Source organism: Vibrio sp. 1557, assembly GCF_033340175.1.
GTDB lineage: Bacteria > Pseudomonadota > Gammaproteobacteria > Enterobacterales > Vibrionaceae > Vibrio > Vibrio alginolyticus.
Genome location: NZ_JAWOVZ010000006.1, coordinates 36252 through 62276, shown reverse-complemented (window position 1 = coordinate 62276; position 26025 = coordinate 36252). Strand labels below are relative to the sequence as shown.

At 45.8% G+C, this 26025-nt stretch carries 25 protein-coding genes; 8 read left to right on the top strand and 17 right to left on the bottom strand.

Features of this window, described 5'->3' with window-relative positions:
- Positions 1 to 89: 89 nt before the first annotated feature.
- From R7070_RS10245 to R7070_RS10165, 17 genes are read right to left on the bottom strand one after another with little or no spacing between them, the layout of a single operon-like run.
- A complete protein-coding gene (locus tag R7070_RS10245; RefSeq protein WP_256900423.1) occupies positions 90 to 1313 on the bottom strand; it encodes a beta-ketoacyl-ACP synthase in 1224 nt (407 codons plus the stop codon).
- Positions 1310 to 2035: a 3-oxoacyl-ACP reductase FabG gene (fabG, locus tag R7070_RS10240; RefSeq protein ID WP_005388326.1), complete on the bottom strand. Its 726-nt coding sequence runs from the start codon at positions 2033 to 2035 to the stop codon at positions 1310 to 1312. The genes R7070_RS10245 and fabG overlap by 4 nt, the downstream gene beginning before the upstream one ends.
- On the bottom strand, positions 2032 to 2496 hold the full coding sequence (locus R7070_RS10235) for a hotdog family protein (protein ID WP_025591465.1): 465 nt from the start codon (positions 2494 to 2496) through the stop codon (positions 2032 to 2034). Before R7070_RS10235 ends, fabG begins: the two co-directional genes overlap by 4 nt.
- A complete protein-coding gene (locus R7070_RS10230) occupies positions 2489 to 3676 on the bottom strand; it encodes a beta-ketoacyl-[acyl-carrier-protein] synthase family protein (RefSeq protein ID WP_318141204.1) in 1188 nt (395 codons plus the stop codon). Before R7070_RS10230 ends, R7070_RS10235 begins: the two co-directional genes overlap by 8 nt.
- Positions 3677 to 3696: 20 nt before the next feature.
- Entirely contained in the window at positions 3697 to 4308 is a 612-nt protein-coding gene (locus tag R7070_RS10225) for a DUF3261 domain-containing protein (protein ID WP_064376297.1), read from the bottom strand.
- Positions 4305 to 6647 (bottom strand): MMPL family transporter, encoded by a 2343-nt coding sequence (locus R7070_RS10220; RefSeq protein WP_318141203.1) that lies wholly within the window; start codon positions 6645 to 6647, stop codon positions 4305 to 4307. The genes R7070_RS10225 and R7070_RS10220 overlap by 4 nt, the downstream gene beginning before the upstream one ends.
- Positions 6619 to 7239, bottom strand: coding sequence for a LolA family protein (locus R7070_RS10215; protein WP_256900431.1), 621 nt, complete (start codon positions 7237 to 7239; stop codon positions 6619 to 6621). Before R7070_RS10215 ends, R7070_RS10220 begins: the two co-directional genes overlap by 29 nt.
- On the bottom strand, positions 7239 to 7685 hold the full coding sequence (locus tag R7070_RS10210) for an acyl-CoA thioesterase (protein ID WP_256900421.1): 447 nt from the start codon (positions 7683 to 7685) through the stop codon (positions 7239 to 7241). The genes R7070_RS10215 and R7070_RS10210 overlap by 1 nt, the downstream gene beginning before the upstream one ends.
- Positions 7685 to 9238, bottom strand: a complete 1554-nt coding sequence (hutH, locus tag R7070_RS10205) for a histidine ammonia-lyase (protein WP_256900420.1) — start codon at positions 9236 to 9238, stop codon at positions 7685 to 7687. The genes R7070_RS10210 and hutH overlap by 1 nt, the downstream gene beginning before the upstream one ends.
- On the bottom strand, positions 9222 to 10928 hold the full coding sequence (locus R7070_RS10200) for a glycosyltransferase family 2 protein (RefSeq protein WP_256900419.1): 1707 nt from the start codon (positions 10926 to 10928) through the stop codon (positions 9222 to 9224). The genes hutH and R7070_RS10200 overlap by 17 nt, the downstream gene beginning before the upstream one ends.
- A complete protein-coding gene (locus tag R7070_RS10195; RefSeq protein WP_176310852.1) occupies positions 10921 to 11289 on the bottom strand; it encodes a 3-hydroxyacyl-ACP dehydratase in 369 nt (122 codons plus the stop codon). Before R7070_RS10195 ends, R7070_RS10200 begins: the two co-directional genes overlap by 8 nt.
- 10 nt (positions 11290 to 11299) lie before the next feature.
- A complete protein-coding gene (locus tag R7070_RS10190) occupies positions 11300 to 12700 on the bottom strand; it encodes an AMP-binding protein (protein WP_213917111.1) in 1401 nt (466 codons plus the stop codon).
- 4 nt (positions 12701 to 12704) lie between these two features.
- Positions 12705 to 13265 (bottom strand): hypothetical protein, encoded by a 561-nt coding sequence (locus R7070_RS10185; RefSeq protein WP_017819931.1) that lies wholly within the window; start codon positions 13263 to 13265, stop codon positions 12705 to 12707.
- The gene (locus R7070_RS10180; protein ID WP_005382279.1) at positions 13265 to 13522 is read right to left on the bottom strand and encodes an acyl carrier protein; all 258 of its coding nucleotides are present in this window, start codon (positions 13520 to 13522) and stop codon (positions 13265 to 13267) included. The genes R7070_RS10185 and R7070_RS10180 overlap by 1 nt, the downstream gene beginning before the upstream one ends.
- A gap of 15 nt (positions 13523 to 13537) precedes the next feature.
- Positions 13538 to 13798: a phosphopantetheine-binding protein gene (locus tag R7070_RS10175; RefSeq protein WP_005382278.1), complete on the bottom strand. Its 261-nt coding sequence runs from the start codon at positions 13796 to 13798 to the stop codon at positions 13538 to 13540.
- A 13-nt stretch (positions 13799 to 13811) separates the two neighbouring features.
- Positions 13812 to 14579 carry a lysophospholipid acyltransferase family protein gene (locus R7070_RS10170; RefSeq protein WP_005388305.1) on the bottom strand — a complete coding sequence of 256 codons (768 nt, stop codon included), beginning with the start codon at positions 14577 to 14579 and terminating at the stop codon, positions 13812 to 13814.
- Positions 14576 to 15304 (bottom strand): beta-ketoacyl synthase chain length factor, encoded by a 729-nt coding sequence (locus tag R7070_RS10165; protein WP_017819930.1) that lies wholly within the window; start codon positions 15302 to 15304, stop codon positions 14576 to 14578. The genes R7070_RS10170 and R7070_RS10165 overlap by 4 nt, the downstream gene beginning before the upstream one ends.
- A 76-nt stretch (positions 15305 to 15380) precedes the next feature.
- Between R7070_RS10165 and R7070_RS10160 the strand changes: the two genes are divergently transcribed.
- The 8 genes from R7070_RS10160 (at position 15381) to R7070_RS10125 (ending at position 26007) form a co-directional block, all read left to right on the top strand.
- Positions 15381 to 15779: a hypothetical protein gene (locus tag R7070_RS10160; RefSeq protein ID WP_005382272.1), complete on the top strand. Its 399-nt coding sequence runs from the start codon at positions 15381 to 15383 to the stop codon at positions 15777 to 15779.
- 27 nt (positions 15780 to 15806) lie between these two features.
- Entirely contained in the window at positions 15807 to 16874 is a 1068-nt protein-coding gene (locus tag R7070_RS10155) for a class I SAM-dependent methyltransferase (RefSeq protein WP_017634791.1), read from the top strand.
- A 7-nt stretch (positions 16875 to 16881) separates the two neighbouring features.
- Complete coding sequence (locus R7070_RS10150) at positions 16882 to 18126, top strand: NAD(P)/FAD-dependent oxidoreductase (RefSeq protein ID WP_206949635.1); 1245 nt, start codon at positions 16882 to 16884, stop codon at positions 18124 to 18126.
- Positions 18127 to 18336: 210 nt separating this feature from the next.
- Positions 18337 to 19077, top strand: coding sequence for a transglycosylase SLT domain-containing protein (locus R7070_RS10145; protein WP_085569947.1), 741 nt, complete (start codon positions 18337 to 18339; stop codon positions 19075 to 19077).
- Between the two features lie 99 nt (positions 19078 to 19176).
- The gene (locus R7070_RS10140) at positions 19177 to 20385 is read left to right on the top strand and encodes a DEAD/DEAH box helicase (RefSeq protein ID WP_005382264.1); all 1209 of its coding nucleotides are present in this window, start codon (positions 19177 to 19179) and stop codon (positions 20383 to 20385) included.
- 250 nt (positions 20386 to 20635) lie between these two features.
- Positions 20636 to 21298, top strand: coding sequence for a potassium channel family protein (locus tag R7070_RS10135; RefSeq protein WP_005388291.1), 663 nt, complete (start codon positions 20636 to 20638; stop codon positions 21296 to 21298).
- Complete coding sequence (locus tag R7070_RS10130) at positions 21295 to 22662, top strand: TrkH family potassium uptake protein (RefSeq protein WP_005388288.1); 1368 nt, start codon at positions 21295 to 21297, stop codon at positions 22660 to 22662. Before R7070_RS10135 ends, R7070_RS10130 begins: the two co-directional genes overlap by 4 nt.
- Before the next feature lie 360 nt (positions 22663 to 23022).
- Complete coding sequence (locus R7070_RS10125; RefSeq protein WP_318141202.1) at positions 23023 to 26007, top strand: M6 family metalloprotease domain-containing protein; 2985 nt, start codon at positions 23023 to 23025, stop codon at positions 26005 to 26007.
- Positions 26008 to 26025: the final 18 nt, after the last annotated feature.

Here is a 26025-nt window from a genome sequence, read left to right as displayed (position 1 = left end):
TGTTTGCCGTTACAGCGTGATATATGAACCTGATAGGCAACCAACAAAAAAGCGCTGGTTAACCAGCGCTTTTGCATTTACTAAGGGCATTACATCTTTTTAAAGATGATGGAGGTGTTGATGCCGCCAAAGGCGAAGTTGTTACTCATCAAATATTTCACGTCCAGCTCTCGGCCTTGTCCGGCGATGTAGTCTAAATCACCACATTGCTCGTCGAGGTTTTTTAGGTTGAGCGTTGGGTTGAACCAGCCTGTGTGCATCATTTCTAAACCTAGCCACGCTTCAATCGCGCCACAGGCGCCTAGTGTGTGGCCAAAGTAGCTCTTGAGTGAACTGATTGGCACTTTGCCCAGAGCATTCGCTGTTGCGTTGCTTTCCGCAATATCGCCGCGGTCGGTGGCAGTGCCGTGAGCAGATACATAGTCGATCTTCTCAGCAGGAATCCCCGCGTTTTGCAAAGCCATTTCCATACAGATTTGCATGGTTTCCATCTGTGGTTGAGTGACGTGTGCGGCATCACAGTTGCTGGCAAAACCGATGATTTCTGCATAGATTTTCGCGCCACGAGCGACGGCGTGTTCGTGCTCTTCCAGAACTAGCGTTCCCGCACCTTCACCAATCACCAAACCATCGCGATCGGAGTCATAAGGTCTTGGTGTGCTTTTCGGGTCTTCATTCTTCAGACTGGTGGCAAAAAGGGTATCGAAGACAGCAGATTCCGTTGGGCACAATTCTTCAGCGCCACCAGCAACCATCACCGTTTGGTAGCCGTGTTTGATCGCTTCGTAGGCATAGCCGATTGCTTGGCTGCCAGAAGTACATGCACTGCTGGTTGGGATCACTCGGCCTTTCAAACCGAAAAATAGACCAACGTTCACTGCCGTAGTATGCGGCATCATCTGCACGTAAGTCGTTGCGGTGATCGCTTTAGTGGTTTTCTCATTTAGCATGACACCAAATGCACCGATTGCGTCGGTACTGCCTGTTGATGAGCCGTATGCGATACCCGTTTGACCGTTGGTTAGCACGTCGTTACCAATCAAACCTGCTTGGCTTAGTGCGTTTTCTGTTGCGACGGTCGCCAATTTGGAAACACGCCCCATGCCGCGTACTTGCTTGCGCTTGTAGTGCTTTGGCAGTTCAAAATCTAAAATTGGTGCCGCGAGCTTGGTGTTCAAACCATCATACTGTTCGTAAGAAGGCATGTATTGCGTCGCGTTCTGGCAGTCACGCAGTTTTGGTTCGACAGATTGCCAATCGTTACCAAACGCAGTCACGCCTGACATTCCGGTTACAACAACTCGACGGCTCATACTAGGCCTCCGTTTACCGAAATGACTTGGCGAGTTACATAGCCTGCGATGTCAGACATAAGGTAACTGACTAAACCAGCAACTTCTTCTGGCTCTCCCATGCGGCGCAAAGGAATTTGCGGCATCGCGTGTTCTTTCACGTGTTCGTCTACCATGCCTGTGTCGATAAGCCCTGGAGCAACGCAGTTTACGGTAATTTTGCGTTTTGCCAGTTCAAGAGCGAGTGATTTTGTTGCACCAATTACGCCCGCTTTCGCTGCGCTGTAGTTAGTTTGACCACGATTCCCCATTAGGCCAGAGACTGATGCAAGGGTAACAATTCGGCCTCCTTTGCGCTTTTGCACCATTGGCATAACACAAGGGTGAAGAACGTTGTAGAAGCTATCTAAGTTGGTATGAATCACACCATCCCATTCTTCTTCGGTCATCGCAGGGAAAGCGGTATCTTTTGTGATGCCAGCGTTGTTTACGACGCCATAGTAAGCGCCGTGTTCGGCGATATCGGCTTCTAGCTTCTCACGACAATCTGCACGGTCACTGATGTCGAATTGGATAAGACGACCGCTACCACCATGCTGTTCGATGGTGTTTAGGGTGTCTTGCGCGCCTTGTTGATCGCCCATGTAATGGACAATGACTTGGAAACCATCTTTGGCTAATTGAACGGCAATGGCTTTACCGATGCCTTTGCTGGCACCTGTAACGAGGACTTGTCGGGTCATTGTTGACTCCTGATTTTCATTTCTTGTAATTTTTCTTCTGATGGAACGTAAACGTTCAATTGGCAAGTCGCTACAACAGTTCCTTGTAGCTCAATACGGGCTGAAAAAACCGCCATACCGTTATCTTCCATAACTTTTTCAGCATACACATCGAGCACCTGTCCGCGAGAAAACGCATCGCATTCAGACGTGTATCGACGGCTACCAAGCAAAAAGCCAATCGGTGGCGCTTGTTCTTTCATTAATGCGTGGTAACCAGACCACGCCGCGACAGATTGCGCCATAAACTCAATGCCAACGTAAGCTGGCACAGTTTGAGAGGCCGAGTCGAAGAACGGGTTGTGTTCTGCGATATCAACCTGGCAGTGAATCGTATCTTGTTGAACATCCAAAGCACGATCAACCAAGATCATTGGTTTGTCGTGTGGCAAAAGTTGTTCGATGGGAGGAAATTTAGTCATGAGCGTAACCAAAAATAAGACTAATATTATTGCCACCAAAAGCAAAAGAGTTGCTGAGAATCGCTTTGTTACCCAGTTTGGTTGGCGTCTCAACTAACGATATATGGATATCGTCTGCTTTGGTTTCGCAGTGTTGTATTGGCAAATCAAGGTTGTACTTGAGAATATGCCAAGCGATCGCGGCTTCCGTTGCACTTGCTGCGCCTAATGTGTGTCCGGTAAGTGGCTTTGTCGAGCTGACGGGAACGGAGTCACCAAAGCAGCGATGAATGGCTTTGCTTTCCATCGCATCGTTTAACGGCGTTGCTGTGCCATGCGCGTTGATGTAACCAATGTCTTGCGCTGTAAGTCCTGCATTGGCCAACGCTTTTTTCATCGCTTCTTCTGCGCCTAACCCTTCTGGATGTGGTGCGGAAATATGGTGTGCGTCTGAGCTGTCGCCAGCTCCGAGAAGAGCAACGGGCGCAGGTGTTTTGCTTAGCAACATTAATGCTGCGGCTTCGCCGATATTGATGCCGTTGCGATGTTGATCAAACGGCTTACAAAGGCTATCGGATAGAGCTTCTAGACCGTTAAAGCCGTTTAGTGTTAGGCGACAAATGGTATCTACACCACCCACAATAACCGCATCAACAATGCCAGAGCGAATCAGGCGTTGCGCGGATAAAAAAACACGACCACTAGAAGAGCAAGCGGTTGACACTGAGTAATGTGGGCCGCTCAAATCAAAGTAGGCGGCAATAAAATCGCTGCAGTTACCAAGCTCTTGTTTGGTGTAATGGTAATCGGCAGGAAAATTATCGTTTGCCAGCTTTTCACCAAATGCGATTTCGCCATCTGAAATGCCAGATGTGCTGGTGCCGATCACGACCGCGATACGGTCACGACCATATTTAGCAATGGCGTCACGCACGTCGCCTTCGATTTGCTGCAAAGCCGAAAGTGCGATGCGGTTGTTTCTCGTATCAAACTGGCTGAGTGCGGGTGGTAATTGCGGTAACGCCTGTGCGATTCGACCGATTACTGTTTGGCGGCCTGAATTTAAAATATCTTGGTCAACCACCATGTTGGATGGCTTCGCTCCTGATAAACACTGGTGGATGAGCGCATCATCTTGTCCCATGGCAGAGTGAAAGCCACAGGCCTGAATATACAAAGGTTGAGAAGAGCGAATAGGCATATTGTTATTCTAAATTGTTCTTAATTAATCTGATGTTGTAGTGTTTGAATAGAAATTGAAAACTGATGTTTGAGGTGATGAAAATCAATCTTACCCTCTAACTTGTTAGACGAACTGTATTGAATCTCAATGATCTTTTCACCGTCGCTATCAAAGATGGCGCGAGAATTATTTTTATCAATAATTCGCCACCTTACCTCATTTAACGACCCTTCCCAAGCGGAACTCGGCCAGAGCGTGATCATCAGGTTAAATAATACCTGTTCTGGCTGCGGTAGCGAACCTTGTAAACCGTTGAGCACTTCGGTTTGAATTTGTTCTCCATCGTAAGACAGTGAGAGTACTCTCGTCCCCCAGGATGAGAAGCCTGCCAGCACCACTTCGTTGTTGATCACTTGCAGTTGTACCGGAAGTTGCTCAGATGTGGTTTTACCATCTATTGCCCAAGAAGCCGTAATTAACTGACTGGCAGACAACTGATAGCCCAAGCTTGCGGGAGTGGGCAAGCTAACTTGGGTGTGCTCGGCAATGTCGACCAGAGGCGTCGATTGGTGAGGGACCAAGCTGCATGCACTTAAAAACAGACTCAGTACGATTAACGTCGCGCAGCGAAAAGCATGGTTAAAAATCATGACGTCGTTTCCTCTGTTTTAATCGCAATCGGAGAGAGCAGCCAAGCAACAAAAATACCACTTAACACCGTAATGCCGAAACTCTGAATCGCGTGAGTTTGGCTGAGTGATAGCAACCCAAATGACAGCACAGTGGTTATTGCCGAAAGGGTGATCGCCAATAGTGTGCTCACGCTGCGGGCTTTCTCGGCAAAGAACAGAGTGTAATCGATCCCGATACCAAGAATGAGCACCAAGCCAAGCAAGTTGAATAGGTTTAATGTTGTTCCCATCGCGACTGCCGTTGCCAGACCGCAGGCGCAAGCAATCAATGATGGCAGTAAAACTCGCCAACTGTGTTGCGGACCGTACCGCTTGATTAATACCAGAAAGATCACAGCACTGGCGGCTGCCAATAGTTCCATGATTTTGATTCGGTATTCACCAAATAGGGTGGATATTTCTTCAGCTTTGTTTAGGTAGACAACATCAGACTGTGATTTGGCAAATGCCTTAACAACAGCGGAGTCTTGCAATTGGTTTAACACCACTACCGTTGCCGATTTTCCTTTGATCTTACCCAAATGAAGAAAACGTACAGGCGCTGATACCGGGTTTTGCAAGTACTGTTCAACCGTAACAGGGATAAAGTCGGCGTCCATTTTGGGCTTTTTACTTAAGCCCAGCCCGGAAGTAAGTGGGCTGGATTGTGTCGCGTAAAGATCGCGAATCAATTGATAGTCTTGTTGCTGACGTTCCACTGAGCTCAAGTAGCGGCTCAGGCTCTGGTAGCTTTCGATGGTGCTGTCCGCTTTCCACGCTTCTAAAGTTGGTGTCAAAGACTCCAGCTTTTTCATTAGGCTTTCGTCATCGTCGGCGGTAACGACCAACATTTGCTGCGAAGATTGCATGCCACTGAGCTTCGTAATCAAGGTTTCTTGCTGCTTGAGATCTTTCGGCATCGTTTGCAGCAGACGAATGTCGTCATCGTAGTTCAATTGCAGCAAGAAAAAGCCACTCGCAACCACACATAACATCGGTAATCCGACTTTAATCCGAGGTTGATTCCAAAGCGTTAACCATTTCGCCAACAGTGATTGTCCTGGTAAGTTCGAAATGGATCGCGATGGGTTACGAGCCAGTATCGGATACCAAGCCACCACGGTGATGTAAGCAGCAATCAGACCAATGGATGAAAACAGCGCAAGCTGCTGCAAACCTGGAAACGGTGCCACTAACATGCCCAAATAGCCGATCAAACTGGTGATTAAGCCAAGTGTGATAGCTATGAAAATATGCTTTAATCCTTGCTCGCTATCCCATTCATTTCCCGCCGCAAGACGTTCGGTTAGGTAGTGGAATGCGTAGTCGATAGACACGCCGATTAAACTTGCACCAAACACTAAGCTGAACAGATGGACTTTTCCAAAAATCCACGTCGTAACGGACAAAGCAACGAGCAAACCAATGGTGATGGAAAGCAGTGCCAGAGACAGTGGTATCACACTACGAAAGACCAACACGAGCAATGCAATGATACCGAGCAGAGAGAACACACCGATGGTACTGATCTCCGATTTGGCACTTTGCGTACCAAAGTTGGCGTAAAATAGAACGCCAGTATGTGCCACTTTAGCGCCATATTTCTGCGCGACGCTTTGCTCTAGTGCTTGAATGTCAGGGACGGCAAGCTGCCCAGTTAGGCTATAAGGCGAGTCTTTTAGCTCAGCAGTAATAAGCAAGTATTGAGCACCGTCTTTTTCGACGGACAGATAGCCGTTATCCAATCGGAAAGAGGACGATTGCTGGGTAACTTGGCTTAAATAATCACGAAATAGCAAGAAAGGATCATTTTGTAACTCTTGCCCAGTCACTCCAGAAAACGGGTTGTACAGAGACTGAATCACATGCTGCACTTGCTGTTCTGGATTTTTGCTTAAACGCTCTCGTTGTTCAGGCGTGAGTAATTGGAAACGGTGCTTAAAGTAGTAACTCGCCCAAGCTTGCTGCTCTTGAGGTGAGATTTTTCCCACCACATCGCGAAAATGATTACTTTGTCGTAACCCCTTATCAAATTCAGTGGCCGCTGCAAAAAGGGCATTTTTGTCCGGCGCTGTGATCACGAAAATGACTTTGTCGCTCATACTTGCCGAGACCGACTCAAAGGCTTGCTCAGCCACTGGGTTTTGTTGGTTCTTCGGCAACAGTTTTAAAATGTTGGTCTCAATCGGAGATTCTGCACTCCAAACCCATTGTTTGAGTAGCAACGCGCCCGCTAAAACAACGAGATTGAGCCAAACCAGAGCAAAGGTATGAGTGCCAAGACTGAGTTTAGAAACGGAATTGAGCGTCTTCGGCATCCGTGAGTTCCTGAGGTAGAGAGGTCTGGTTTGTAAACGTGATTTCGGTCTTATCGCCGCGCAGCTCTTGCAGGGTTAGGCGATCAATATGCGTTTTACCGGAAAGGGTGATGGCTTTAAACACCGCATTTAATGGCGACTGTTTGGGCACTAAAACGAGCTGCCACTGATTGTTCTCAACTGAAAAATCGAGTGTGAATTGTTCTTGCAGTGCAGAAGTATCCCCGTGGAACACGGATAAAAACACATGGCTAAAGTAGAACGCCATTGGGTTTTCTTGTGCAGAGATCGTTTTCGGATCTTGGTTGGCAAAAGTCTGACGAAGTTTGTTTTCCGTCAATACCAAATTGACTGCGAAAGGTTCTGTTTGTTGCCACAACAAGCCATGTGTTTTGCTCAGTGTGAACTGACCTTTAGAGGTTAGAGGTTGACTGAACATTTCCAGATGACGCTGCTGCGTAAAATCTCCGCGTACGATTTCATGCTGAGACAACTGCTGTTGAAGCGACGCCAAATCCGTTACGTTTGCTGTCGGTGTGGCCAATGCTGGAACAGAAAATATCAACAAAAAAGAGAGTAACCACTTTTGCATTAGTTCAGGCTCCCATGGTTGTGCCATTGCTCTACTTTATCTAAAAAGACTGCTGGAGACACAAAGCACATCTCTTGCTTTTCAATGGATACGGCGACTTGCGTTGTATGCGCTTTGCACATACGTTGATTCGTTTTGGCGTCGTAAATCACGTAATCCACACGCAAGCGGTTTTCCCACTCAGTGAGTTGCGCGGTAATACGAATGGTGTGATTAAACGGAATCGCCTTGACGTATTTAACGCGCGTGTCGATGATCGGCCACATATACCCAGAGTTTTGCATATCGCGATAGCTGTATTGAATCTTCTCCATCAGCACACGACGCGCTTCTTCAAAATACCGAAAGAAGTTGCCGTGATAAATCACGCCCATCGGGTCAGCATCTTGGAATGAGGTGACCATTGTCACCTCCGCTTCTAATGGGTAGAGAACCTGCTCTTGCATTATACCTCCGCGTAGAGTGGCCAATGACGTTGCTGAATGCGTTCAATGAAATGACGCAAATCTTGTTCCAATGGGCGATCTTCAATCACAAATTCAAACTCGCTCAGTACGGCGTCACGAATTACTCGCAAACTCTGACTCATGTGGTGTTCGTCCAATTCGTTATGACGGCGACGAATCTCAACCGCTTGAACGCTTGCTAGGAGTGAAGCCGCAGCAACTTGCTCTGTTAACTCAAGTACGCGTAAGCAATCACGAGCCGCGATGGTGCCCATGCTCACTTTGTCTTGGTTGTGACATTCGGTTGAGCGAGAAAAAACGCTTGCTGGCATGGTGTTTTTCAACGCTTCTGCCGTCCAAGCTGAGATACCAATCTGAACCGCTTTAAAGCCGTGGTTGATCGGTTTACGCTCGCCTTCTGCACCGGTTAAGTTAAACGGCAGGCTGTTATTGAACTTGTAATCCATCAATTGCGCCATCTGACGATCCAGCAAATCAGCTAAGTTGGCAATGTTCACTTTCAACGTATCCATCGCCATTGCGATATGACCACCGTAGAAGTGACCGCCGTGCAGAACGCGCTCATTGTCGCCATCGATGATTGGATTGTCGTTGGCACTATTTAGTTCATTCTCAATCAATTGACGTAGCCAAGGCAGTGAGTCTTGCACCATGCCAATGACGTGTGGCGCACAACGCAGCGAGTAACGATCTTGCAGTCGGTCGCTATTGCGTGGCGGACGCTCAGCATTGAGATCATCACGCAGCCAAGCCGCAACTTGCTGTTGACCAGGATGAGGTTTTACCGCAAACAACGCTTCATCAAAGTGGAAGTCATTACCTTGCATACCCACAGAGACCATCGCGGTAATCTTGGTGCAAAGCTGCGCTAGGTATTCTGCACGTTTGTAGGCAAGACAGGCGAGGGCCGTCATCACGGATGTACCGTTCATTAACGCCAAACCTTCTTTTGGTTTTAGGCGAATTGGCTCAATGCCCAGCTCTGCAAACACTTCTTGTGTTGGTCGCACATCACCTTTGTAAAGCACTTCACGTTCGCCAATTAAGGTCGCCGCTAGGTAAGACAGAGGCGTTAAATCGCCACTTGCGCCCACCGAGCCCTCTTGTGGAATACGCGGCGCAATGTCGTGGTTGATAAGCGTAACGATTTGGTTCAACAGATCGTGAGACACGCCAGATACGCCTTGCGACAATGAACATAAACGTGTTGCCAGCACCGCACGAGCTTGCTCATGAGAAAGGATTTGACCTAAGCCACAACCATGGAAGCGTGTAAGGTGCAACGGAAGTTCATCCACAAGAGCGGGTGGAATCGCCACAGTACATGAATCGCCGTAACCCGTGGTCACGCCGTAAATAACGCCTTCTTCCTTCAGTAATCGTTCCAGAAACGCCACGCCACGATCAATTTTCGCGGTAAATTCTGGCGAGGTGTTCATGTGTGCCTTTGCACCTTGAGCAATGGCAACGACATCTTCGATGGTTAAAGATTGGGCACCAAAAGTGATGTTGTGATTATTGTTGTTTGTCATGTGGCTGATTACTTAAAGTCCAGAAGTTAAAAAAGTTGTACCACTGTAACGGCGCTTGCAGTGTGTGGTGTTCTAATCTTTGTGCGTACTGTTGAACAACGCGTTCTAGTGCCTGCTGACGCTCCTTGCGTGGTAGCGTGACTTGGTCACTAAACTGTTCAAAGTACACATTAAAATGCGGAGTGTTCGCTTCATCGTCGCGTAGGCCGAAGAGTAAGTAAACCGGCGCTTTTAATACCGAGGCTAGCATGAATGGGCCTTGCGGGAATGGTGCAGGTTTACCAAGAAAATCTGCCCAAACGACCCGATTTTCTTTACTGGTGGAAGTGCGATCGCCAACGATCACTACCCATTCGCCTTGCTCGATTTTTTGTTGAAGCAGAATCGCGGTGTCTGGTCCCATTGAGCTGACTTGAATCAGATTCAGTTCCGAATTTGGGTTTACCGCCTTCATTACCGCATTAAATTGTTCAGCGTGTTGGGTAAATACCAAGGCATTGATTTTGACATGAGAGTGTCGACGACCAAGCGCGCGGCAGAGTTCGATATTGCCAAGGTGCGAGCCTAATATGAGCACGCCTTGTTTTTTCTGCGCCATCTCTTCGAAATGATGTTGGCCGTGAATGGTTAGGTTGTCGACATTAAAGTCACCTTGCCATGCTGCCAGTTTGTCGAGCATGGTTCGCCCAAAAGAAAGCAGATGATGATAGCTGTCCAACTGTTTTGGCAGTGCGATGTTCTGCTGCGTTGCGTAGTACTGCAAGTTTTGCAGGTAAATCTCAGACGCTTCACGGGCAGATTTACCCGTGAAGTGGTAGTAGCGCATGACTAATTTTAAAATCAGGTCAAACGCTTTTCTGCCGAACAAGCGGTAAACCGCGAGTAAGGTTTTGATGCCTAAAATCGTGCCTTGTTCTTTTCGTTTCGACCAGTGGGCATTACTGTCATCAGTGTTTCGGCGCTTTCTGGCGAGTAGCGAAGGAATGCGCGGCAACATGCCAAAAAATAGGCGAGTGTGCATCCAGCTTATCTTGACGTTGTCCCACAATGCGTCGAAGTGGGAAATGCCACCTTCAGGGTAGATCACGCGCGTTGGAACAAAATCAATGTCGACGCCTTCCCAATACATTCGCACCAGAATTTCAATATCAAAATCCATGCGTTTGCCGATGCTGTACTTGTTCAACACGGCGACCGTTTTCGCCACTGGATAGGCGCGAAAACCGCACATGCTGTCTTTGATTGACAGTGACAAGGTTTCTATCCACACCCAAACGTGTGTAGCGTAGCGACCATACAAACGGGATTTGGGTACGCTCTCGTCGTATATCGGTTGGCCCGAAATCAGGTTATCTGGTTTTGTTTCGCTGGCGCTGAGCAATTTCGGCAATGCTTCTAGGTCGTGCTGACCATCTGCGTCGATTTGAATGGTGTGCGTAAAACCAAGTTGGTGAGCTTGATGTAGGCCTGCCATCACAGCGCCACCTTTGCCTTGGTTTTCTCTCAAACTAATCAGTTTTATCAGCCCTTGCTCACTCAAAGCAGAAAGCGCTTGTTTGGTGTCTTCATTGCTGCCGTCGTCCACGACCAGCACTGGCAAAGCGAAAGAGGATAACGACGCAACCACGTCTGCAATTGTGCTGCCGTGGTTGTAGCAAGGAATTAAAAAGCAGGGGCGATAATCACTCACGTGACTCACCCAGTTTCATTTTTCCTGACGAGTGAGTCACCAAGGTTTCACCGTTTTTCGATGTGTACTTAAAGGTCAATTTCTCGCGCTCATTGTCCCAAGAGAGTGAGAGGCAAACGGCTGCGTTTGGTAGAATCGGCTCTTGAAATTTGATGACTTCCATTCCTTTAAATACCTTGGGAGTATTCAAATATTGAACGGCGTAGAACAGCGCCCAATCAATTTGAGTGACGCCGGGTAAAAGAGGGAAGTGATTGAAATGACCTTGGAAATCTAAGATGTCAGCATCCACTCGCAGCGACAGCTCCGCGGTATGGTCACTCACTTCAATATTCTGAATAGTTGGTTTTCTTTTATCCATGTTACTAGCTTTATTGGAATAGTTTTTCAATTTCAGCAACTTGGCGTTTGCCTTGGCTGTTCAATGGAATTTCGTCGACCACTCGGAATTTTCTCGGGATAGCGATCGGTTCTAGCCAATTGCGCAGTGCCTTGCGAAGCTCAAGCCAAAATTTGCCTTTACCAAGTTCATTAAGCACATCGCTGCCTTGATCGTTAAGTACGATGATCGAGACTAACGTGAGGCGACCAGATTCTTCCATTGGGATCACCACGCTTTCTTGAACCCACGGCAATTGCTCTAAACGTTTTTCCACTTCGACAAGGGAAATACGCTTTTCTTCGACTTTGACGATTCGGTCAGTGCGTCCACGCAATTCAAAAGAAATACTATCATGGAAATAGCATTTATCCGCAGTTTGGTACCAAGTGTTTTCATCAATGTGTGGCGAGCGGAGCTTTAAACAATTTTCATGGTTAAGCTCGGCTTCAATACCAGGGAATAACGTCCAGGGAGTACTGGCTTCGTGCTGCTGACGGTAAGCGATGCCGCCGGTTTCTGTGCTGCCAAAAACTTCAATAGGAAATGACCCAAACAACAACTGGCTGTGCTGCGCGGCTTGGTTTGGCAAGGGACCACCAGAAGAAAATACGCACCGAATCGCAACCGGATTGTGCTCTTCACTGAGTCGTTTTAGTAACGCAGGGCTGCTTACTAGCGTGGTGTCAGCATCAGCGTGATGGACAATTTGCTCTGGGAACTCAAGGTTGTGTGCTGAAAATGGACGTGCGGAGCACAAAGGCCACAATACGCGGAACAGCAAGCCGTAAATGTGTTGATGAGAAACGGTGCTTTCAACGCGTGTGCTGGCAACCGTGTCGCCCCACAGGTTATCTAGAATAGCAACTTCGATATCGAGCTGTTTCAGCGTTTTTGCAATGGCTTTTGGTGTGCCGCTTGAACCCGAAGTAAATAGCGTTACTGGTATTTCTGCCAGGTTTAATTCACGCCAAAAATAAGGTTGTTTGGCCTCTGGCTCGCTAATCACGGTGGTTTCTAGCAATGATTGAGCTTCGATCAAAAGCGAGCTCACGAGTTCTGGAGCCGAGACATCGGCATCATGCAGCAACAAATCGTAGTGCTCACTGAGCTCTTTGAGTGCTTCTGGTTGGTAATTACCAGGTAATACAATGGATTTTCCTGCATAACAACAAGCAAAAAAGCCAACGGCAAACAGGTAGCTGTTGCCAAAACACAACGCAATGTTTTGCGTTGGTTGGGTTTCTAGCTGTTGAGTAAGTGTTGCGACGTGCTGTTGGAAATCACCCCACGTGATAACCGTATCGCGATCGTAAGAGACTGGGGATTGCTCAGACCTCTCTGCGATGAACAAGGTCGCAAGGGAGGTAAAGCTCGAATACGTTGTATTCATACGATTAGTGTTCCTTTCGAACAAATTGACGCACGATCCATTCTCCAGCGAACAAGCCACCAGCAAGTAAGTAGCTGATGAGGCCGTTATAAAGCGTCCATATTTTTACTGGTAGGAAACAGGTATAGAGTGCAACGGCAGCATTGAGCGTAAAAAAGGCGCACCAAACCACCGTCACTTTGCGAGTGTAAGCCACGCCACTAGCCGGAAGGTCGGGTTCTTGCAAGCGAGCAAGCCTCTCTATGATCGATTGCGGCTGTTTTAAGCTCAGTCCAAATACACACAGCATACATAAATTGACAACGACAGGGTAAAACTGAAGCCACCCGTGTTGTTTAAACACCATGCCAAGTGTAATTAGAACAATGCCAACAGCGCCCGTAGCGAGCGCCAAGAATTTAAACTCTTTTAGTGGGGTCTTATTTGCGACGAAAACACGCAAAAGTAACGCAGCAATTAACAAGCCCCCAACTAAGTTCAAGCCATATTTATCTATACCGAAATAGACGGCGAAGGGGTAGGCAAGCAGTACAATTGCAGACAGACCAGTCAGCAATTGGCGCATTAACTTTCCTTCAATAACTCAGTAACAGCGTTAACCACATCGTCAACGGTTCTTACTGCACTAAACTCTGCTGGCTTGATTTTTTTGCCAGTGACATTCTGTAGGTGTACGACCAAATCAACGGCGTCAATGCTATCAAGATCGAGATCTTGGTATAAGTGCGCATCTGATTGAATGTCGGCTGCGTCAATTTCGAACAGCTCAACAAGCGCATCTTTAACTTGTTCAAATACTTGATCTTTATTTACATCAGTCATGAATATACCTACAACTTATTCATTAGTTTGAGAAGAAACGTATTTCGCTAGATTTGCTACAGACGCAAAGTGTTCGCGCGTATTTGAGTCGTCGGCATCAATAACGATGTTGTATTGTTTTTTTATTGCGAGTCCAAGCTCAAGCGCGTCGATAGAATCTAAGCCAAGTCCATCACCAAAAAGTGGTGCATCCGTTTCAATATCATCTACGGTTAAATCTTCAAGGTTTAAAGCATCAATAATAAGTTGCTTAATGTCGTTGTGTAACTGTTCCACTGGGACCTGCTTATTAATAAAAGTTTTCTGGAAAAATGTTTTCAGCTAGGTGCTGTTGTAAGCGTCGCGCCGCTATTGTCGGCGACGTAGTTTGCTTTATAAAGGGGGTAATCTCAACTTTATCCTTTACTTCAACCCTGAAAAAGGGCTTTGTTGCCGGTACTTGATACCATTTTTTCTCTTTTGTGAGGAAACTTGGCGTTACCGTAATATGGACAACTCTTAAATCTCGTTCTGTTCTTACCGCAATTTGTGCTGCACCGCGTTGTAATTTCGGCTCTACACCTGGTGTTGTTCTTGTTCCCTCAGGAAATATAAGCAACACGTTGCCTTTGTTAAATCGTTCATCACAAAGTGCTAATAAATCATCCGGTGCTTCATTGGGAATATATCCGGCTGCTTTTACGATGTGCTTCATAAAAGGATTCGACCATATTGCCGATTTTACTAAACAGTCGCAGCGATTTAATTGTGAAGCAATGAGAACGTAATCGATTAAACTAGGGTGGTTGGCAACAATTAAACAATTACGATCTTGTTGAAGAATATCGGCACCAATAATTTGATAATCGATTGCGCCACTTAGCTTCATCAATTTACAAAATGTGTTGAATGAATATCGAATCGCACCCTGAACTTTATATTCGCGTTCCGTTTGGTCTGAAACAAAAATACGAATGGTCGGAATAACAATGAAACTCAGTACTAAACCACCTAACCCAAATACTGAAAAACAAAAGCCTGTTGCTAGCACACGCCAATACTGATTTAAGCGAGTCATTTTTTGTGCCATTCCCAAGCTTGTTGCGGAGCGAAAATAGTCCACTGGCTTTTATCTAACAAGTATTGTTGCAAAAATACTAAACCTTGAGGAAGAGGATGACCGGAACGTTCTGCGTTTATGGAGCTTTGTATCGCGAACTTGTCTCCATGAGAAAGTATTAAGCCAAGTCCAAACCCTTGGTATTGTTGGTTTTCATATTCTAAATAAGAGTCAGGCATAGGCTCATCAAAATCAACAAGCAGTACTTTTTTGTCAGGATTGTCGGACAAAAACAGCCATGCTTCTAATATTGCGCTTTGGAATGTGTTTTCTGCCGCAGCGATAGAAGTTAGGGGAATGGGTTGTTTAGTTGCGATAGTGGCAAGCCCTGCGGCGGTATTGTGCACCGATTGAGAAAAAGCCATCGGAGACGCCTCTTCTCCATTAATTATATCTTCAACTAGTGCGACGCTGCGATGCAGTTCACCATGACGGCTTGAAAATACAAGGTAATCAACTTGATGTTGATTAAGCATTTCGATTGCAGTTTGTACCGCCAGTTTACTGAGTGGGCTCATTCTTCTGCGCATCATCGCAGGAATATTTGCAACATTGATTTTGCCATCTTCTGGCCATTTTATCTCTGTTGCCCATTGTTTCCATTCATTGGATTCGGATAAACCGAATGAATTCGCTGTCCACGCATCAATATTGAACGAAATGTTGATCTTCGAGTTAGGCATATTGGGTTAAATTGTTTATTTTACAGCTCGATACAAATTGGGGTTGACCCAAATTCACAATAAAAAGGAAATTATCATGTCGCGTTTTAAGCTGTATGTCTCGTTATTATTAACTTTGCTTCTTGTTGGTTGTGGACGAGTACAACCTGTAATGAATGTGGAGGATACTCCAGTTGCTTATGATCTTCAAAATAAACAAGTAAAAATGGCCATAGTGCAATCAGCAACTAACCGAGGCTGGACGATCGAAGAAGTAAGCCCTGGTGTTCTTATTGCAAAAATCCACGTTCGTAAACACTCTGCAGAAGTAAAAATCCCATACAATAATAAATATTACTCAATTATTTATCTCAACTCAGTAAATCTCAAAGCAAGTGATGGCAAAATCCACCGCAATTACAATCGTTGGGTAAACAACTTGAATGTTGATATTCAGCGAGCTATTGCATTGTTGGGCAATCAATCTCAACAATAAAACTATTAATTGCAGTTAGGTTTTTCCGTGTTAAATCAAAATAATGACCCTTTTAATGCTTTTGAAGCGAAGACAGAAGCTCAGAAGTTATCTTTTGCACCAATCGTGTTCCAGACCGCCAAAACGCTTCGAGATTTAGGTATTTTAGCCGCTTTAGACAGCGCTGGTGCTCAAGGCATGAGTGCCACAGATATTGCCGAGAAAACGGGAGTATCAGAATATGGTGTTAAAGTACTGTTGGATATGGCAATTAGTGCGCATATTGTTTTATGGGAACGACCTAACTATTCGCTTGCAAACCTTGGTTTTTACCTTCTTCATGATGGTATGACGAATGCAAACATGGATTTTACGGCAGATGTTTGTTACGCCGCGATGATGCATTTGACGGAAGCAATTCAAGAAGGTAAACCGTCTGGTTTGAAAGAGTTGGGCAATTGGGAGACCATCTATCAAGGTCTATCGACGTTACCAGAACAAGCCAAACAGAGCTGGTTTAAGTTCGATCATTTCTATTCGGATCGCTCTTTCCCACTTCTGCTTAAAGAGGTATTTGCAAGGAAGCCAAAGCATCTTGTGGATATTGGCGGAAATACGGGAAAATGGGCGATTCAGTGTTGTAAACATGACCCTGACGTTCAAGTGACGATTGTTGATTTACCGCAGCAATTAGAAGTAGCGATGAAGAATGTTTCAGAAAACCAGTTCGTCGAGCGTGTACGTCCATACCCTGCAAACATGCTTGATAAAGCACAAACATTGCCTGAGCATGCTGACGTATGGTGGATGAGCCAGTTCTTGGATTGCTTTTCCCCAATTGAGATCCTCAATATCCTTAAAAAAGTTAAAGCCCAGTTAACGAAGGGAGATACTATTTACGTATTGGAGCTGTTTTGGGATGCTCAAAAATACGCGGGAGCTTCCTATAGCCTTAATGCCACTTCTCTTTATTTTACCTGTTTAGCTAACGGTAATAGTCGCTTTTATCGCAGTGATGATTTCTTAGAAATTGTCGAAGCGGCAGGTTTATCTGTCGTTGAAAGAACCGACAATATTGGCCTTGGTCATACCTTATTAAAACTACAAGCAAACTAAATTCAGAATGAAAATAGAGCTCAAGCAAGTTGTTGTCGTAGGAGCGGGGCCATCAGGTTCAACCGTTTCTGCCTTATTAAAATCGCGTGGCATAGATGTTGTTGTCTTAGAAAAAGCGACTTTTCCACGTTTTTCCATAGGAGAAAGCCTACTCCCTGCATGTATGGAAGTTGTTGAACAAGCAGGAATGACTCATGCAGTAAAGCAGTTTGGTTTCCAGTATAAAGATGGTGCTGCATTTCGTCGTAATGGCGTATACACCCAGTTCGACTTTACAAACAAATACACACCAGGACCGGGCACGACGTTTCAGGTTCAACGTGCCAACTTTGATAAAGTATTGGCAGATAGCGCTGAAGAGCAAGGCGTAGAGATTCGTTATCAGCATGAGCTGCTCAACCTAGTGTTTGAAGGGAAAAAGTCTCGATTAGAAGTGCTCGACTCAAATAAGAAGGCTTATCAAATCGAAGCAGATTTTGTGCTGGATGCAAGTGGCTTTGGGCGTGTTTTGCCACGCTTGTTGGAGCTAGAAGAACCTTCTTGTCTTCCGCCTAGAAAAGCGATCTTTACCCATATCGAAGATCATATCTCTCCCCAAGAGCCGGAATACGATCGCAACAAAATTTTAATTTCAGTTCATCCTGAAAATCACGACGTATGGTACTGGCTAATCCCATTCTCTAATGGTACCTGTTCGTTTGGTGTGGTGGGTGAGCCAGAATTTTTTGAACAATACCCAGAAGATAAGATTGCAGCGTTGCAGCAGTTAGCCAATGAAGAGCCGGGTTTGGCTGCTTTATTGCGAAACGCGAATTACCCGAATCCAGCAGGCGAGTTGGGTGGCTATTCTGCTAACGTCAAACGTTTAGCGACAGAGCACTACGCGTTGCTTGGTAATGCTGGTGAGTTTCTTGATCCTGTATTTTCATCGGGTGTCACTATCGCCATGAAATCGGCAGAGTTTGCAGCGGACTGCGTGGTTCGTCAGCTGAATGGTGAAAAGGTTGATTGGCAAGAAGAGTACTCGCAACGCTTAATGGTGGGAGTGAACACATTCCGCACTTATGTGGAAGGCTGGTACAACGGCACGTTGCAAGATGTGATTTTCTATCAAAACCCGAATCCACGTATTAAACAGATGATTAGTGCGATTTTGGCTGGATATGCTTGGGATACGAATAATCCTTACGTAAAACAAAGTGAGCAGCGTTTGTCGACGCTTGCAGAACTGGTTCGGGAAGCTGAACTGTAAGAATATACATTCGCTTATCCGAGAATCAGTAAACCTAGGTCTTACCAAAAAATTGGTAAGACCTTTTTAATGCCTCTTTACTTTTACTTCTAGCGTGTTGGAGACACATTGACCACTTACATCGGTGTGTATCGAATTTGAGAATTTTTATGGTGACATTGATCACATCTAGAATTCCTGTTGCTGATATTTATATTAAATTTGTAGGAAATGGATTACATTCTGGGAGTGTTCCCTACATCCGGCTTCGTTGTGAAAACGGTTTATAAGCAACTGTATAAGTTAGTAAAGTTCCAAAAACTACACCAAAAAAAAGACAAGTTTCTTACCAAATCAATTCGCTTGGTGAGTTCGAGCCATCGACTACGCCAAACGCTTCCTCTACTTTCTAAAATTGTCGAAGAACATGACGCATCAACGGTCTCTTCGATTGCAGATCCCGAGAACGCGGTAGCGTGGGGAGGTAAAGTTTCTCCAGAGTTCAAATCTAAAGTCATCCGTATTAGTAAAGAGCTAAAGATCAATCCTAATCATCTTATGGCGTGCATGGCATTTGAAACTGCTGAAACTTTCAGTCCAAGCATCAAAAATGGTTCCGGAAGCGGGGCTACAGGGTTAATTCAATTTATGCCCTCTACCGCAGAGTCATTAGGAGTGAACACAAAGACTCTTGCGAGAATGGGCGCGCTTGAACAACTTGACTATGTGAAAGCGTACTATTGGCCCTATCGAAATAAAATTAATAGCTTAGAAGATGCTTACATGGCCATTCTCTACCCTGCTGCGATTGGTAAACCGCCGTCTTTCGTTTTGTTCAGACAAGGCTCAATTGCCTATCGACAGAATGCAGGTATCGACCGCCACAAAACGGGGAAAATCACGCTTAATGATGTTTCCTACAAAGTGAGGAAAAAATTAGAAAAAGGTTTGCAGCCCAATTTCCTGGGCTAAGATTGTATCATGTTCCTAGTTTTTCGCGCATGAATCCTTCTGTTACTTCACGGGGATTCTGATACACTACGCGCCCATTTCCTCTGTTGAGACCTTTCTATGCCATTTTCTAAGCTTGGTTTAAGCGCATCGATTGCTGATGCAGTAAAAGCGCTAGGTTATGAAAAACCCACTTCTATCCAACAAAAAGCCATTCCAATCGTATTGCGTGGCCGCAATTTAATTGCAGCAGCGCAAACGGGCACAGGTAAAACGGCCAGTTTTGTTCTGCCAATCTTAGAAAAGCTTAGTCGAGGCGAAACGCAACGTAAAAAACGCGCTCGTGCGATTATCCTAACGCCAACACGCGAACTTGCGCTTCAGGTTCATCAAAGTATTGAAGCTTATGGTAAAAACTTACCATTACGCTCAATGGCGATGTTTGGTGGTGTGGATTATGCACCACAAAAACAAGCCTTGATCGAGGGTGTCGATATTGTGGTAAGCACGCCTGGGCGCTTGATTGATCTGTACGGTCAACGCGCGATTCACTTTGATGAAGTGGAAATGCTAGTGCTTGATGAAGCCGACAAAATGTTGGATATGGGATTCATCGATGCGATCGACAAAATCGTCGACTGTATGCCAGAACATGTGCAAAGTTTGCTTTTCTCAGCGACGTTATCTAACCCTGTTCGTGACTTGGCGAAAAATGCGATTATTGATCCTGAAGAGATCACGATTGCAAAGCACAGTGCCTCAAAATCAAATATTAAACAGTGGATCACGACCGTCGATAAAGACATGAAGTCGTCGCTGTTAAGTCACTTGCTTAAAGAAAATGACTGGTCGCAAGTACTGGTATTTATTGAAACTAAACACGGCGCAGCCAAACTGGTAAGCCAACTTGAGAAACGTGGCATTGTGGCAGAAGCATTCCACAGTGGCCGTAATCAGCGTGTTCGCCAGGAATTAATAGAAAAGTTTAAAGCGGGTGAAATCCAGTACTTAGTCGCAACCGGCGTTGCTGCGCGCGGTATTGATATTGATAATCTGCCAGTTGTCATCAACTACGATTTACCTTACCCAGCGGATGAGTATGTACATCGTATTGGTCGTACAGGTCGTGCTGGCGCGAAAGGTGAGGCGATATCACTGGTTTCAAAAGACGACTTTAAGAACCTCTGCATGATTGAAAGTCGTTTAGGGCACTTGCTAGAGCGAGTGGAAATTGAAGGTTTTGCGCCAAGAAAGCCAGTACCAATTTCAATTTTAAATTACGTGCCTAAGAATAAACGTAAACCGCACGATAAGCGCGAATCAAAATAGCCAGTTTATCCCATGATCTAAAAGCCGCATTCTTGCGGCTTTTTGCGTTTTTAAGCATCCAATTATGTAGCCATCGCGACGGTTTCTATTCGGTAATGAGGAAAAAAGTTAATCAGTGTCATACGCTTAACACGTAAAGTGAATCAAGGTGCGTTAAGCTTTTGTCAATTATCTGTCCGCAGGTTTGCACAAGGTAAGGAATGGGCGCAAACTTTTTTGCTTGCTAATGAATGCATAAGATGGGGCACAAATGAAAACAGGTGATAAGCAATTCGCCGTTATTGGTCTTGGCCGATTTGGTTTGGCAGTGTGTAAAGAGTTACAAGATTCAGGCGCTCAAGTTTTAGCCGTTGACATCAACGAAGACAGAGTTAAAGAAGCCGCCAGTTTTGTTAGTCAGGCGGTTGTGGCTAACTGTACTCACGAAGAGACGGTTGCTGAGCTCAAACTTGATGATTACGACATGGTGATGATTGCCATCGGAGCGGATGTCAATGCCAGTATTCTTGCGACATTGATTGCTAAAGAGGCGGGAGTAAAGTCAGTATGGGTTAAAGCCAACGACCGCTTCCAAGCTCGTGTTCTGCAAAAAATTGGCGCAGACCACATTATCATGCCTGAGCGTGACATGGGGATACGTGTCGCGCGTAAAATGCTCGATAAACGGGTTCTTGAGTTCCACCCATTAGGCAGTGGCTTAGCTATGACGGAGTTTGTGATTGGCTCTCGTTGGATGGGTAAGACACTAAGTGATTTGGCTCTGTGCAAAGTCGATGGCGTGCAAGTGCTAGGGTTTAAACGGGGCCCAGAAATTACCAAGGCACCTGACCTTAATACCACACTAGAAATTGGTGACCTAATTATTGTGGTCGGCCCTCAAGATGCGCTCGCAAATAAATTAAAATCGCTATGACGTATTTTCATCAGAAAGGTGTTTTTTACGCACCAGATGGTAAACAAGAGAAAGCGAAAGGCAACGAACCGCGAATTATATTGCTCAGTTTTCTCGGTGTTTTACTGCCTTCTGCGGTATTGCTAACCTTGCCAGTTTTTTCTGTTACGGGCCTGTCGATAACGGATGCTTTGTTTACCGCAACGTCCGCTATTAGTGTGACAGGGCTTGGTGTTGTCGATACTGGGCAACACTTTACGCTTGCGGGTAAAATCTTGCTGATGTTTTTAATGCAAATCGGTGGGTTGGGGCAGATGACGTTGTCGGCGGTCTTACTCTATATGTTCGGCGTGCGTTTGAGTTTGCGTCAACAAGCGCTGGCGAAAGAAGCATTAGGGCAAGATCGGCAAGTCAATCTAAACCGACTAGTAAAGCGGATTGTTGTTTTCGCGCTTGTTGCAGAAACGATCGGGTTTATTTTTCTCTCTATCCGCTGGGTCCCTGAAATGGGCTGGCAGACTGGTATGTTTTACGCCTTGTTTCATGCAATTTCTGCATTTAACAACGCTGGGTTCGCGCTGTTTTCTGACAGTATGATGAGCTTTGTGAATGATCCGTTGGTTATCTTTACACTGGCGGGGCTATTCATTTTTGGCGGGCTTGGTTTTACTGTTGTGGGTGACATCTGGCTAAACTGGCGCAAAGGTTTCCACTTTTTGCATCTTCACACCAAAATCATGCTGATTGCGACACCGATATTGCTCTTAGTCGGAACGATGATGTTTTGGTTACTTGAGCGAAGCAACCCAAACACAATGGCGTCTTTACCTGCAACAGGGCAATGGTTGGCGGCATTCTTTCAATCTGCGAGTGCTCGAACGGCAGGGTTTAATAGTGTTGACTTGGCGTTGTTTACCCAGCCAGCCTTACTGGTCATGATTGTTCTGATGTTAATTGGAGCGGGTTCCACCTCAACGGGGGGCGGTATTAAAGTTTCCACATTTGCTGTTGCGTTTATGGCTACGTGGACCTTTTTACGCCAAAAGAAACATGTGGTTATGTTTAAGCGAACCATAAATTGGCAAACTGTGACTAAGTCATTGGCAATTATCGTTGTGAGCGGAGCCATCCTGACAAGCGCAATGTTTTTATTGATGCTTACCGAGAAGGCCAGCTTTGATAAGGTTATGTTTGAAACCATTTCCGCATTTGCCACAGTGGGGCTCACCGCCGGTTTGACTGCGGAACTTTCTGAACCTGGTAAATACATTATGATCGTGGTGATGATCATTGGTCGTATTGGGCCGCTCACGCTTGCCTACATGTTGGCACGTCCTGAACCTACCTTGGTCAAATACCCAGAAGACGCCGTTCTTACAGGTTAATATAGCGTTAAACAATGGCCGCGCGACCATTACGAGCATTGATTAATAGCAGTGCTCGTACATTTATAGAATATGTGGAATGTTGCCCAGTTTTACCTACAAATTCGTAGAAGTTCATTTCTTCTTCCTTTCGTTTCGATACTATTCATTCACTCAATTTATATTCTCAGAAGCTACGCTCATAACAGCGTTTTGGAATCCGACGCTTTTGTAGTGTGACACCAAACTACGTCGTGTTATCTGAGCGAATTGATACCAGCCTTCGTCAATAGTCACTCAGTCTTACTCTATGCCCATAGGGTTACTTTGTGTTTGTTGTGCTTGGTATGAATGAACGAATCGAAAAGATGGAGTCGTACTTTGAAATTCAACACACTCGCCATGGCTATGCTAACTGCGCTTCTTGCAGGGAAGAGCATGGCAACTACTCCGCCATCGCCGGTTTGGCATACTATTGCGTTGAGCGATGGTAGCTCCAGTGAGGCAATTCTACGTGGAACGGCAGATTTCCACTGGTTTGAAGATAAGCAGGGCAATGCCTTACTTCAGGAAGACGGCGTTTGGTTTTTCGCGCAGATTCAGCGCGAGTCAGACACGCCAATATTGATCTCGACAGGTGTGGTGAAAACGCAGTCGAGTGAGCCACCTGAGTCGGCGAGGTTTCGCCCGGATTTACAAGTTAAACCGCAATTATCTTCTCTAAAAACCATTGAGCCGATGGCACGAAAAAACCTACTGCGTTCGGCGCAAGGTTACCAGGCGATGAGCAGTTCAACGGTGAAGCAGCAGCCCCTATTGGTTGTGCAAGTTTCGTTTGATGACCAAGCAATGGTGCATGATTTTGAGCAACGCGTATTTAATACCAATGGTCAAAGCGTTGTGGATTACTTTGATAAAAACTCTCAAGGTAAATTCAAAGTTGTTCCTGCACTTGAGAGTTACGGCACCGCCAATGACGGTGTGATAGATGTGACTGTGGCACAAAGCCACCCTAACTGTCACTCTAGTTCGACTGATAAGACATGCACCGCCAAGTTGAATGCGGTTTTCACCGAGGCTTATCAAAAACTGGATCCATACTTTAATCTTTCGGCCTACGACAGCAATCAAAATGGTACCGTAGAACCGTCAGAACTCTCTGTCATGTTTATTTTTGCGGGGGGGGATCGTTCAACAGGGGTTCTCAACCGTCCTGCGATTTGGCCGCACAAATTCTCTCACAATGATGTCACATTAGATGGTAAAAAGATCACAGACTATTGTGTGTTCGCTGACTATCAAGTTGATCATCAAGCGACGTTGGGCGTGATCGTACACGAGCTTGGTCACTTAATGCTTGGCTTACCGGATTTGTACGCAAGGAACAGTGATGCCTCGATTGGCTCTTGGGGCGTGATGGGTGGCGGTTCATGGGCGCAGAAACCGGGAGATTCATACGCTGGTGACACTCCGGTGAACATGAGTGCATGGAGCAAACACGCTGCTGGTTTTGTTGTACCAACGGTAACTCATGAAAGTCCAGCGCCTATTTCTGTGAACAACGACGATGTCAAGCTGGTGTATCTCGACCCGTACTTGAAAGAGTTTGGTCCACGTATTTATTTGGAAAATCGCACCTTTAGCGGTTACGACCGAGCATTGGCGGCTGAAGGTATCCTAGCGACGGCGGTCAATGTCCAGAACCGCTTTAATGATGTTGGCGCGATGCAGGTTCAAATCATGCAGGCTGATGGTCTGAATGAGTTAGAAAATGATGGTAGGAGTGACGCTGACGATTTATACCCTAATGGTGGCGATGTCATTTCAGATACATCGACCCCGGGTCTGAGAGCGATCACAGGGTTTGATACTGGGGTTCGTATTTCCAACATTGCCAGCAACACCAACGGCGGTAGCTTTTCTCTTGAGCATACAAACGAACCAAATAAATCAGCATGGCTGAACTCTCTTCACCAAGGTTATGTGTACGCGAGTGGGAGTAACTCTCTGGCGGTGTCACTGGACTTGAATAGTGATACAGAGCTTGATGGTCTTCAACTTTACGCGCAAAGAGATAGCGCTCAAAGTGACATGACTTATCGAGTTTGGCGATTCCCATTTTCTGGAAACATTGGCTATCGATTAATATTGAATCAAAACAACGCTGAGCTTTTACAACAAGGTAACTTCCAAAAGTCATCTCGAATTTTATTCCCCCAATCAAGCCAATTGAGTGCGGGTCAGCACTTATTGGTCGTTGAATTGGAAGGCGGTCAATTTGATGCAAACTTTGACTTCGGCCGCTTGCTAAAAACTGAAAAAGCCTCCCTACCTGTAATGTGGACTGGTGATTACAGTGAGATTGGCACGTTTGGTCTAGAAAAAGCCGGGTTCTCTTATATTCCGTTTGCAGCATTATTAAATGTGGATGCGAGCAACTTGGTTGAAGCGAAATCTGATTCGTTACAAACCAATAAAAATACGCCAATCAAACTGAACCTGATGGACAATGATTTCATGGCGGTAGGGTATCAGTTCAATGTGGACATTGTGCAGAAGCCTGAGCACGGCACCATCTCTGGCAACCAGTACCAACCTGAAGCTAACTTCGTTGGTCTGGACACTTTCCAATATCGTTTGTTGTCGGTTGATGGTGCGTACTCATCTTCAATCGTGAATGTGCAGGTGGAAGTGCTTGGCAGCAACGAAGCGCCAGTGGCTGTGATTGATGTTGATAATAAAGATATGACGGTTGGGCAGCGAGTCACGTTGTCTGCGTTAAATAGTACGGATGCTGATGGTGATGTGTTGAGTTATAAATGGGAGCAGTTGGCTGGCACTTCAGTTTCTCTTGGCAATGCAACCAGTGTTAGCACAAGCTTTACGGTGCCTCAAGGTGCAAAAGCGGGTGAGGTTCTGACATTCCGTTTAACCGTGACTGATCCTAGTAATGAAACGTCCAGTGCTACCGTCGATTTAACCATGAAAAACGCAGCGCCACTTACGCTTGCAGATACGGCGACCGTTGCCGTTGGTGAAAGTATTCTGATTGATGCAGCGAGCAATGATTCGGATGTGAACGGCGATAAACTGGTTGTAGAAAGCGTACAGAACGTAACGGGTGTGGGAAGTGCGAGTGTAGAGAATGGCAAAATCCGTTTTCAAGCACCGGATAGCCCTACTGACGGCATCAAGCTGCAATATACGGTTTCAGATGGTCATGGTGCCACTGCTACGGGGGAAGTTATCGTGACGGTTGTTGCTTCTTTGAAGACAACGACATTCAAGAACTCTGAAGGTAGCGGCAGTGTTTCTTATTGGGCTTTGATGTTACTTGCAACATTAGGCTGGCGACGTCGCGTCTAAAACGGTATTGAATTGCGG